Source organism: Shimia sp. FJ5 (assembly GCF_032918335.1).
GTDB classification, from domain to species: Bacteria; Pseudomonadota; Alphaproteobacteria; order Rhodobacterales; family Rhodobacteraceae; genus Shimia; species Shimia aestuarii_A.
The window spans coordinates 535,494-546,750 of the sequence record NZ_JAWJUV010000002.1; the positions used below are offsets into that span (position 1 = coordinate 535,494).

Genomic DNA, 11,257 nt, shown 5'->3' on the forward strand with positions numbered 1-11,257 from the left:
GTTGTTATCTAAGGGGGGCGAACTGGAGGGCTTTATCTATGGGCATTGTCGAGATTGAGAACCTACGCAAGACCTATGCAGGCGGGTTCGAGGCGCTGAAAGGGGTTTCACTCAGCATTGAAGAAGGTGAGATTCTTGCGCTTCTCGGGCCGAACGGCGCGGGCAAGACGACGCTGATCTCGACGATCTGTGGTATCACGATGCCGGGCGATGGCACGGTGCGCGTCGGGGGGCATGATGTCGTCCGCGACTTCCGCGAAGCGCGGCGCATGATCGGCCTCGTGCCGCAGGAAATCCATCTTGAGCCCTTTACCAAGGTGATCGATACGGTGCGCTTCACGCGTGGTCTTTTCGGCAAGCCGAAAGACGACGCCTATATCGAGAAAATCCTGCGCCAGCTCTCGCTCTGGGATAAGCGCGATGCGCGCACACGGGAGCTTTCGGGCGGGATGAAACGGCGGGTTCTCATTGCCAAGGCCCTCGCGCATGAGCCGCGGGTTCTTTTCCTTGATGAGCCGACGGCGGGCGTAGATGTCGAGCTTCGCAAGGACATGTGGGGCGTGGTGGCCGAATTGAAATCCAGCGGTGTCACGATCATCCTTACCACGCACTACATCGAAGAGGCCGAGGCGATCGCGGATCGTGTCGGGGTCATCAACGGCGGCGAGCTTCTTCTGGTGGAAGGGAAGGACGCACTCATGAAGCGGTTCGGGCAGAAAGACCTGCATATCGAACTGACCGAGCCGATTGAGACCCTGCCTGCACCGCTCGCGGATCGGGGTTTGCGTCTGAGCGCGGATGGGCGTGTCCTAAGCTACACGTTCATTTCGACAGGCGAGCGCACAGGCATCACCTCGCTTCTCAATGACATCGCGGAGGCGGGTCTGGTGATGCGCGATATGCGCACCGAGGAGAGCAGTCTCGAAGAGATCTTCGTCTCGCTGGTCAAGGAGGGCGCGGCATGAACTGGAAAGCGATCTGGGCAATCTACACCTCTGAAATGATGCGATTTTTCCGCACGCTGGCGCAGAGCTTTCTGTCGCCGGTGCTTTCGACCTCGCTTTACTTCATCGTTTTCGGCGCCGCCATTGGGAGCCGCATCGATCAGGTCGAGGGGGTCAGCTATGGCGCCTTCATCGTGCCGGGGCTTGTCATGCTTTCGGTTATCACGCAGTCAATAACCAACGGCGCGTTTGGCATCTATTTCCCGAAGTTCATCGGCACGATCTATGAGCTTCTGTCGGCGCCGGTCAACTTCCTTGAGATCGTTATCGGCTTTGTCGGGGCTGCGGCGACCAAAGCGCTTTTCATTGGGGCGGTGATCCTTGGGACATCAACGTTTTTCGTCGATCTCACCGTGCAGCATCCGGTCGCCATGGTGGCATTCCTCGTCCTGACCTGCCTGAGCTTCGCGCTCTTGGGCTTTATCATCGGGATCTGGGCGCAGAACTTTGAACAGCTGCAACTTGTGCCGCTCCTGATCGTGACGCCGCTCGTTTTTCTTGGCGGCTCGTTCTATTCGATCTCGATGCTGCCGCCGTTCTGGCAGACGGTCACCATGTTCAACCCGGTGGTCTACCTGATCTCAGGTTTCCGTTGGGCGTTTTTTGGCATGGCCGATGTGCCGGTCGGGTTCAGTCTTCTTGCCATCGGGGCGTTCACGGCGATCTGTCTCGCGGCGGTTTGGTGGATATTCCGCACCGGCTGGCGCATCCGCAGCTAAAGCGCAAAGACGCGGCGTCAGCGGCCGTTTGGCGGGTTATTTCGGCCACGGGGCATCTTTCCTCGTGGCCGTGCCTTGTCCTTGTGGGGGTGCGCTTATAAATGCCATGGCATGAGACGTTGGATCCCTTTCATGAAATCGCCGCCGACGGTGGCCGTTGTGCGCCTCTCGGGCACGATTGGTAGCGGAACGCGCGCGCCCCTAAGTGACGCCGCGCTTGCCCCGCTCCTTGAGAAAGCGTTTAGCCGCGGCAAACCGGCGGCTGTCGCGCTCGAGATCAATTCGCCCGGTGGGAGCCCTGTGCAATCCTCGATGATCGGCGCGCGCATTCGGCGCCTGTCGGAAGAGAAGGGCATTCCCGTGATTGCCTTTGTCGAGGACGTAGCGGCGTCTGGGGGCTATTGGCTCGCGGCGGCGGCGGATGAGATCTTTGCCGACGATAGCTCGGTCGTGGGGTCTATCGGCGTCATCTCTGCTGGGTTCGGCGCGCATATCTTCCTGAGCCGCCAAGGGATCGAACGTCGGGTGCACACGGCGGGCAGTTCCAAATCCATGATGGACCCGTTCCAGCCAGAGAAACCCGAGGACGTCAAACGCCTCAAGGGCATGCTCGAACAGATTCACGCCAATTTCATTCATCACGTCAAAACCCGTCGCGCGGGCAAGCTCGACACGGTGCCGGAACTCTTCACCGGAGAGATCTGGATCGGGCGCCACGCGCAGGAGGTTGGCCTCATCGACGGGATCGGTCATCTTGTGCCGATGATGAAAGAGCGTTTCGGAGACAAGGTGCGCCTGCGCCGCTACGGAATGCGTCGCCCGCTCTTGCAGCGGTTCGGCGCACAGGTGGCGAGCGATGCCATCGCAGCGGTCGAAGAGCGGGCCGAGTTCGCCCGGTTCGGGCTCTGACATGATTTTCAAGATCGTCACTCTTTTCCTTGTGGGCATGGGCGTTCTCGCCATGTTTGGCAAACTCACCTACCCGGGAAAAAAGCGGCTGCAATCTGCGAAATGCCCCAAGTGCGGGCGTTACAGGATTGGAAAGGGGCCATGCCCCTGCACACAGGGGAAGGGATAGACCATGGAATGGCTTTATGCCGGTTTGGGTCTCGTCATTCTGCTTCTGGCAGGGGACACGCTGGTGCGCGGGGCGGTGAACCTTGCGCTGCGTCTTGGTATTCCGGCGTTGATCGTGAGCCTTACCATCGTTGCCTTCGGCACCTCGGCGCCAGAGCTTCTTATTTCGGTGCAGGCGGTTCTAAAGGACGTGCCCGGCATTGCGATCGGTAACGTGGTCGGCTCCAACACAGCCAATATCCTTCTGGTGCTAGGCTTCCCTGCGATGCTCACGGTGCTGCATACCTCGCATTGTGACTCGCGCGCGACCTTTATTCAGATGATTGTGTCCTCGCTGATCTTCATCGGGCTGGCCTTTCGCGGCGTGTTCGATGCGACGGCGGGGTTCGTCCTCCTCGCCGTGTTGGCCTATATCCTCTTCGTTGCATTCCGCGCCGCGCAGGCGCATCGCCGTGCCGGTATGGAAGAAGAACTTGAGGAACCGGAAGGGGCGGACCCGGATATGCCGTGGTGGAAAATCCTTGTTTTCCTTGGTCTCGGTCTGATCGGGCTGCCGCTTGGGGCGGATTTGTTGATCGACAGCGCAGAAGTGATCGCACGCGAATTCGGCATCAGCGAAGCGGCGATCGGCCTTACCCTCGTGGCGCTTGGCACCTCCCTGCCAGAGCTCGCCACCACGACCATGGCGGCACTGCGCAAGCAGGCGGATGTGGCGCTTGGCAACGTGATCGGCTCGAACATGTTTAACCTCTTGGCCATCATCGGGATCGCCTCGATGGTCGGTCCGCTGCCGGTCGCACCCGAGTTCCTGCGCTTTGATCTTTGGGTGATGCTTGGGGCGTCCTTGCTCCTGATCCCCTTCGTATTCTTCAAGTGGGATATCAACCGCCCGCTCGGCGTGGTCTTGACTCTGCTCTACCTGCTCTATGTCGTAGTCGTGTTCACCTACTAGGAGAGATGGCATGACACGGGCGCTTGTGACCGGGGCGGGAAAGCGGATCGGACGGGCGCTTGCGCTCGGCCTGGCGACGCGCGGCTATGACGTTGCTGTGCACTACGCCGGATCGGTAGAGGATGCCGAGGACACAGCCGCGGAAATTCGTGCCCTCGGGCGGACTGCTGCGACATTGCGAGCCGATCTCATGCAGGAAGACGAGACGCAGGCGCTTCTCCCGGCGGCGGCGGCGGCGCTGGGCGGTCCCGTGACGGTTCTGGTCAACAACGCCTCGATCTTTGAGCGCGACCAGATCGCCGATGTGAGCCGCGATAGCTGGGACCGACATATGGAAAGCAACCTGCGCGCGCCCTTCGTGCTTATGCAGGCCATGGCCGCGCAGGGGCTTCGGGCCGAACCGGACGCGGCCGGAGAGCCGATTGCCGCGGGTCTGGTGATCAATATGATCGATCAGCGCGTGCGCAAGCTCACCCCGGATTTCACCTCCTACACCCTTTCCAAGGCGGCTCTTTGGACCCTGACACAGACGGCGGCGCAAGCGCTGGCGCCTGACCTGCGGGTCAATGCCATTGGGCCGGGGCCAACCCTTCAGGGGCCGCGCCAAACAGAGGCCGATTTCGCAGCGCAACGGGCCGCAACGGTGCTTGGTCGGGGCGCCTCACCCGAAGAGATCGTCGCCGCGCTCTGCTATTTTCTGGAAGCAAAAAGCGTCACCGGGCAACTCCTGTGCGTCGATGGCGGGCAGCATCTTGGTTGGCAGACGCCGGATGCTCTCGGGGTTGAATAAAGCTGCCGTTGCGACAAGTTGTGCACGTGTGAAATGACCGTCGGAAAAGTGTTACATTTTCTTTAATGTTTTCAGTCGTTTGCAAGGGGTTGAAAAATTTTCTGTTTTAATTCAATAAGTTAAAGTTACGCCTATTTTTTAGGCACTTCACGGAAGCGGGCTGAAAACAACAGAAAATTCCACCTCACGGAAAGTTATCGGCAGAGTTATCCACAGAAACCGTGGACATGTTTTCTCTTGCCCTTGAGGGCCGGAGATTGCAGCGGGCAGGAAAGAATCATAACCATGGACAGCATGGAACCTGGCAACGAGACCGGACAGCCTGAAGAGACCGGGCATGCGCTTATTCGAAGCTACCTGAAGACGCTGGACTCGTCTCCCGGTGTCTACCGGATGCTCGATGCGCAGGCGCGGGTGCTCTATGTCGGCAAGGCGCGGAACCTCAAGGCGCGGGTGTCGAACTATGCCCGCCCGACCGGGCATTCGCCGCGCATTTCGCGGATGATTTCGGAAACGGCGTCGATGATGTTCCTCACGACGAAGACCGAGACAGAGGCGCTGCTTCTTGAGCAGAACCTCATCAAACAGCTCAAGCCCAAATACAACGTGCTTCTGCGCGACGATAAGAGCTTTCCCAATATCCTTGTCAGCCGCACGCATGCGTTTCCGCAGATCAAGAAGCATCGCGGCGCGAAGAAGGAGAAGGGGAGTTACTATGGCCCTTTCGCGAGCGCGGGGGCGGTCAATCGGACGCTGAGCCAGTTGCAGAAAGTGTTCTTGCTGCGCAACTGTTCGGACTCGATGTTCGAGAGCCGGACGCGGCCCTGCCTTCTCTATCAGATCAAGCGCTGTTCGGGGCCGTGCGTCGGCAAGATCAGTGAGGCGGATTACGCCGAGAGCGTGCGCGATGCGGAGCGGTTCCTTGCCGGACGATCGACGCAGATTCAGGAGACGCTCGCCAAGCAGATGCAGGCGGCGTCGGATGCGATGGAGTTCGAGCGCGCCGCCGCGTTGCGGGACCGGATTCGCGCGCTGACGCAGGTGCAGACGGTGCAGGGGATCAACCCGCGTGGTGTCACCGAGGCGGATGTGATCGCGCTTCACCTCGAGAGCGGGCAGGCCTGTGTGCAGGTGTTCTTTATCCGGGCGAACCAGAATTGGGGCAATAAGGACTACTACCCGAGGGTTGGGGAAGGGATCGAGACGGCGGAGGTGCTCGAGGCGTTTCTCGGGCAGTTCTATGACACCAAGGAGCCGCCAAGACAGGTCTTGCTCTCGCATCCGATTGAGCATGAAGATCTCATGGTCGAGGCGCTTTCGCAGAAGGCAGGGCGAAAGGTTGAGGTTCTTGTGCCGCAGCGGGGCGAGAAGGCGGAGCTCATTGCCGGAGCGGCGCGCAATGCGCGTGAGAGTCTTGCGCGAAAGATGAGCGAGACGGCGACGCAGGCGAAACTCCTGCGCGGCATTGCGGAGGCGTTCGACCTTGATGCGCCGCCGCAACGAATCGAGGTCTACGACAACAGCCATATCCAGGGCACGAATGCCGTTGGCGGGATGATCGTCGCGGGGCCGGATGGGTTCATGAAGAACCAGTATCGCAAGTTCAATATCAAGGGCGAAAGCCTCACGCCCGGCGACGATTTCGGGATGATGAAAGAGGTGCTGACGCGGCGGTTCAAACGTCTCCTGAAAGAAGACCCGGACCGGACGCAGGGCATGTGGCCTGACCTCCTCTTGATCGATGGGGGCGCGGGGCAGGTCTCGGCTGTGGCCGAGATCATGGCCGAGCACGGGGTGGAGGATATTCCGATGGTGGGCGTCGCCAAGGGCGTCGATCGCGATCACGGCAAGGAGGAGTTCCACCGGATCGGCCAGCGGCCTTTTGCGCTCAGGCGCAATGACCCGGTGCTCTATTTCATCCAGCGGATGCGCGACGAGGCGCACCGGTTCGCCATCGGCACCCATCGCGCGAAACGATCCAAGGCCGTTGGCGCGACGCCGCTTGACGATGTGCCGGGCGTCGGCGCAACGCGCAAGCGCGCGCTTCTGGCGCATTTCGGATCGGCCAAGGCCGTGGGCCGCGCCAATCTCGCCGATCTCAAGGCCGTCGAGGGAATCTCCAGCGCGCTCGCGGAGACAATCTACGACTACTTTCACGAAAAAGGGTAAACGCCCCGCACGCGCGGCGTTTGAGAGCCCAAGCCGGGGCAGGGGCGCTGCCCCTCTGCCCGCCTCATGAGGCGGGCATTCACCCCGGGATATTTATGGCAAGAGGAAGCCTTGGGCCGCGCTTAGGATTTGTGGCGTTTGGGGGCAGCATTGCCGCCCTTGCCTTTCATCGCCTTAGCAGCGGCGGCGCGGGCCTTGTTCTTCTTGCTGTTGGGTTTGCCCTTGGGCGGCGGTGGGCCTTTGGGCTTGTCGCTGCTTTTGGATTTGTGGCGCGGCTTGGCCGGGGTGACGACGCCCTCGGGGCGGGTCTGTTCCGGTTTCGGCGGACGCTTGGTGCGCGGCTTGTCGTCGTGGCGCGGGGCGTCGCCCTTGCGATGACCACCTCCCGCGTAGGGTTTGCGCGGCTTGGGCTTGCCGCCAAAGGGGCGTTCGGCGGGCAGGTCGGGCGCGCCCTCAAGGCGGGCAAGGCGCGCGCCATGTTCGACGGTCATGTCCGGGCCGATCTCGGCGAGGAAGGCATCGACGCTTGTCGCGAGGATCTGGACATAGGTTTTGTCCTGCGCGACGCGGATCGCACCGATGTCATCTTTGCTCAGGCCGCCGGCTTTGCACAGCATTGGCAACACGCGGCGGGGTTCGGCCCCGGCGGCGCGGCCACCATCGACCGAGAACCAGACGCTTGCGCCGAACTCAGAACGGGGGCGTGGCTTGGTGCGCTCCTGTGTTGGTTCGCTCAGCTCTTCCGGGGCGGAATGGCGATCCTTGTAGAGACGCAGGTAAGCGGCGGCGACCTGTTCGGGCGAGAAGGCGGCGAGCAGCTTGTCGATGCTCGGCTTTTCGCTTTCGGTCACGGCATCGGACCAGACGCTCTCGGCCATCATGCGCTCTTCGTCGCGGGCGTTGACCTCATCCGCCGAAGGCGCGGCGCAATGTTCCGGCGTGAGCTTGGCGCTTTTCAGAAGGCGCTCGGCCTTGCGGCGGGCCTTGGGCGGCACGATCAGAGCGCTCACACCCTTGCGACCTGCGCGGCCGGTGCGGCCGGAGCGGTGCAACAGGGTTTCATGGCTGTTGGGAAGCTCGGCGTGCACCACGAGATCGAGGTTCGGCAGGTCGATGCCGCGCGCGGCGACATCGGTCGCGACACAGACGCGGGCGCGCCCGTCGCGCATCGCCTGAAGCGCGTGGGTGCGTTCGGCCTGGCTCAACTCGCCCGAAAGCGAAACGACGGAAAATCCCCGGTTAGAGAGGCGCGTCGTCAGGCGGTTCACCATGGCGCGGGTGTTGGCAAAAACGATGGCGTTGGGCGCCTCGTAGTAGCGCAGCACATTGATGATCGCATTTTCGGTATCGCGAGGAGAGACTTCCATCGCGCGATAGGCGATGTCGGCGTGCTGCGAGGCACCAGAGGTCGTCTGGATACGCTCCGCGTCACGCTGGTAGCTCTTGGCGAGGGTGGCGATTTCGCGCGGCACGGTGGCCGAGAACAGCAGCGTCTGACGGGTTTCGGGCGCTTCGCCGAGGATGAACTCGAGGTCTTCTCGGAAGCCGAGGTCGAGCATCTCGTCGGCCTCGTCAAGGACCACGGCGCGGATCGCAGACAGGTCGATGGAGCCGCGCATGATATGGTCGCGCAGGCGGCCCGGCGTGGCAATGACAAAATGCGCCCCGCGCTCGAGGGCGCGGCGTTCGTCGCGCATGTCCATGCCGCCCACACAGGAGGCGACAACCGCGCCCGCCTTGGCATAGAGCCAGGCGAATTCGCGTTTGACCTGAAGCGCGAGCTCGCGAGTCGGGGCGATGACGAGCGCGAGGGGCGCGGCGGCACCCGGCAGCGTCTCGTCGTCGCCAAGCACGGTCGGCGCAATGGCGAGGCCGAAGCCAACGGTTTTGCCCGAGCCGGTCTGGGCCGAGACAAGGAGATCGCGGCCAATGAGATCAGGGTTGGAGACCGCCTCTTGAACGGGGGTCAGGGTATCGTATCCACGATGCGAAAGCGCATCGGCGAGAGCTTGTTTCAAGGTATTGATCACTTCGTGTTGCGGCCATCTGGGCCGGTCAGCCGCCTTGGGCCACTTACAGGGGGAGATCCATGCGCAGCAATGCGGTGCAAGGCTCTGCACCTAGACTGATCGGGCGAGGATGTATAGCGGTTCTGTCGTAAACAGCGGATAGATGCTGAAAATACACAGCCCGATGCGGTGCGATTGCGAAAACGTGTTCAGCATCGGCGCGAAAGCGATTAGGAAGAGACATGACTTGGAATATCCCGAATATCCTCTCCGTGCTTCGCCTCCTCGCCGCGCCGATGGTGGCGGTGATGTTTCTTTATTTTGAAAGGCTTTATGCGGATTGGTTTGCGCTTGGTCTTTTTGTTCTCGCCTCGGTGACGGACTGGTTCGATGGTTACCTTGCCCGTGCCTGGGGGCAGGAGACAAAGATGGGCGCGATGATCGACCCGATTGCAGACAAGGCGATGGTGGTGATCGCGCTCATGGTGATCGTGGGGTATTCCTCGATGTCGCCGTGGCTTGTCCTGCCGGCGACGGTCATCATGTTCCGCGAGGTGTTTGTTTCTGGCCTGCGCGAGTTCCTTGGCGACGTGGCGGGAACGCTCAAGGTCACGAAGCTTGCCAAGTGGAAAACGGCGACGCAAATGGTTGCGATCACGTGCCTTTTTGGACAGGGCGTTTTTGAGCACCACATGGGGCCGGGCACGATTGGAGATGTCTGGACCGGCTGGGCCGGGATGATCCTGCTCTGGATCGCGGCGGTGCTTACGGGGATCACGGGCGTGGATTACTTCCTCAAGGCGCGCGCCCATCTGGAGGACTGAAGCGATGACGATCACGGTGCTTTACTTTGCATGGGTCCGCGAACGGATCGGTTTGCCGCGCGAGACGGTGGACACCGAAGCGGCGACAGTGGCCGATCTCGTTGCTGAGCTTTGCACAGGCGAAGAGCGCTATGCTGCTGCTTTTGCTGATCTTTCTGCGTTGCGGGTGGCTTTGGATCAGGAGCTTTCCGATTTTGATGCGCCGCTGGAAGGTGTGCGGGAAGTGGCGTTTTTCCCACCGATGACGGGGGGCTGACCCATGCGGATCGTGGTGCAGGAGGCGCCGTTCGACTTTGGGGCCGAGGCGCAGGATTTTGCCAGCGGCCATACCGACATGGGCGCTATTGTGACCTTTACCGGCGTGGTGCGCGATATCGCGGGCGACCGGCTTGATCGGATGGTCATCGAACACTATCCGGGGATGACGGAAAAGGCGCTCGAGGGGATCGCCGAAGAGGCGCTAAGCCGTTGGAATCTCGGCGATGCTCTGGTGATTCACCGCTATGGCGACCTACGTCCTGGCGACATGATCATGATGGTTGCCACCGCCGCGCCGCACCGCAAGGATGCGTTTGAAGCGGCGGAATATCTCATGGATTACCTGAAGTCCCGCGCGCCGTTCTGGAAGCAGGAATTCACCTCGGATGGGGGGAAATGGGTTGCCGCGAAGGACGAGGACGAGGACGCGCTCAGCCGCTGGTAGGCGGGCGCCTTAAGACTCTCCCCGAATCACCCTCAAATCCCTTGGTTAACGGCCAAAAGGGCGGTCTGTAACGCGTCGGTATCACGTCGGTATTGCGTCTGTCTGAGGGGTGGAACGGCCATGTGTTGACGGGGCGTGCGTCGGTTAAGGCACCGTGCACCGTTACCAATAGGTTAAACCGCGCGCCGCCCAAAAAGCGGCGCGCGGATTGGTTAGGCGGCCGAGGTGACGGCGCGGGCGGCCATGACCCGGATCAGGTTGGCACGGTAGCCTGCGGCGCCGTGGATATCGGACATCAGGCCCTCGGCGGGCACGTCAGCGCCCTTGGCCGAAGCTTCGGAGAAGTCTGCGGCCAGCGCGGCTTCGAGCGCCTCACTCCGGAACACGCCGTCTTCGCCTGCGCCTGTCACGGTGACACGGACGCCATCCGCCGTCTTGGCCACGAAGACCCCGACCAGCGCATAGAGCGAGGCCGGTTGCGGGAACTTGCTATAGCCCGCGGCCTCGACCTTGGGGAATTTGACGGCGGTGATGATCTCATCCTCGTCAAGCACCGTGGCAAAGAGCCCGTCGAAGAAGTCGTCCGCCGCGATCTCGCGTTTGGAGGTCACGACCGTCGCCCCGAGGGCCAGAAGCGCAGCGGGATAGTCGGCGGCGGGATCGTTGTTGGCGACCGAGCCTCCGATGGTGCCTGCGTGGCGCACGGCGGGATCGCCGATCCCTGCGGCCAGACAGGCCAGCGCGGGCGAATGTTTCTGCACATCGGCGCTACTGGCCACTTCGGCGTGGGTTGTGGCCGCGCCGATGGTGAGCGTGTTGCCGTCGACAGACACACCCACCATGCCGTCGATCGCGCGAATGTCCACGAGATCGGAGGGCGCGGCGAGGTGCTGCTTCATCGTTGGCAGAAGGGTTTGCCCCCCTGCCAAGACCTTGGCCTCGTCGGAGGCTCCGAGTGCTTTGACGGCCTCGTCGATACTTGCGGCCTTGAGATATTTTGTCGGATACAT

The 11,257-nt window shown here is 61.8% G+C and carries 11 protein-coding genes; 9 read left to right on the plus strand and 2 right to left on the minus strand.

What is annotated here, in order from left to right; translation table 11 throughout:
• Positions 1-38: 38 nt before the first annotated feature.
• The 6 genes from R1W01_RS09070 to uvrC all read left to right on the plus strand — a co-directional run bounded on the left by R1W01_RS09070 (position 39) and on the right by uvrC (position 6,711).
• Positions 39-965: an ABC transporter ATP-binding protein gene (locus tag R1W01_RS09070; protein ID WP_243611936.1), complete on the plus strand. Its 927-nt coding sequence runs from the start codon at positions 39-41 to the stop codon at positions 963-965.
• Positions 962-1,723 (plus strand): ABC transporter permease, encoded by a 762-nt coding sequence (locus R1W01_RS09075; RefSeq protein WP_243611937.1) that lies wholly within the window; start codon positions 962-964, stop codon positions 1,721-1,723. Before R1W01_RS09070 ends, R1W01_RS09075 begins: the two co-directional genes overlap by 4 nt.
• Before the next feature lie 111 nt (positions 1,724-1,834).
• Positions 1,835-2,632, plus strand: coding sequence for a S49 family peptidase (locus R1W01_RS09080; RefSeq protein WP_297758320.1), 798 nt, complete (start codon positions 1,835-1,837; stop codon positions 2,630-2,632).
• A gap of 172 nt (positions 2,633-2,804) precedes the next feature.
• Positions 2,805-3,752 (plus strand): calcium/sodium antiporter, encoded by a 948-nt coding sequence (locus R1W01_RS09085; RefSeq protein WP_297758323.1) that lies wholly within the window; start codon positions 2,805-2,807, stop codon positions 3,750-3,752.
• 10 nt (positions 3,753-3,762) lie between these two features.
• On the plus strand, positions 3,763-4,542 hold the full coding sequence (locus R1W01_RS09090) for an SDR family oxidoreductase (RefSeq protein ID WP_297758326.1): 780 nt from the start codon (positions 3,763-3,765) through the stop codon (positions 4,540-4,542).
• Between the two features lie 294 nt (positions 4,543-4,836).
• Positions 4,837-6,711 (plus strand): excinuclease ABC subunit UvrC, encoded by a 1,875-nt coding sequence (uvrC, locus tag R1W01_RS09095; RefSeq protein ID WP_297758329.1) that lies wholly within the window; start codon positions 4,837-4,839, stop codon positions 6,709-6,711.
• 122 nt (positions 6,712-6,833) lie between these two features.
• On the opposite strand, the gene R1W01_RS09100 is transcribed toward uvrC, so the two are convergent.
• Complete coding sequence (locus R1W01_RS09100) at positions 6,834-8,729, minus strand: DEAD/DEAH box helicase (RefSeq protein ID WP_297758332.1); 1,896 nt, start codon at positions 8,727-8,729, stop codon at positions 6,834-6,836.
• 233 nt (positions 8,730-8,962) lie between these two features.
• Between R1W01_RS09100 and pgsA the strand changes: the two genes are divergently transcribed.
• The 3 genes from pgsA to R1W01_RS09115 are packed head-to-tail and all read left to right on the plus strand — an operon-like array spanning position 8,963 to position 10,247.
• Complete coding sequence (gene pgsA / locus R1W01_RS09105) at positions 8,963-9,544, plus strand: CDP-diacylglycerol--glycerol-3-phosphate 3-phosphatidyltransferase (RefSeq protein ID WP_243611942.1); 582 nt, start codon at positions 8,963-8,965, stop codon at positions 9,542-9,544.
• A 10-nt stretch (positions 9,545-9,554) separates the two neighbouring features.
• Positions 9,555-9,800, plus strand: coding sequence for a molybdopterin converting factor subunit 1 (moaD, locus tag R1W01_RS09110; RefSeq protein WP_297758762.1), 246 nt, complete (start codon positions 9,555-9,557; stop codon positions 9,798-9,800).
• 3 nt (positions 9,801-9,803) lie between these two features.
• Entirely contained in the window at positions 9,804-10,247 is a 444-nt protein-coding gene (locus R1W01_RS09115; protein WP_297758335.1) for a molybdenum cofactor biosynthesis protein MoaE, read from the plus strand.
• Between the two features lie 212 nt (positions 10,248-10,459).
• Here R1W01_RS09115 and R1W01_RS09120 read toward each other — a convergent pair whose 3' ends face one another.
• Positions 10,460-11,257, minus strand: coding sequence for an FAD binding domain-containing protein (locus tag R1W01_RS09120; RefSeq protein WP_297758338.1), 798 nt, complete (start codon positions 11,255-11,257; stop codon positions 10,460-10,462).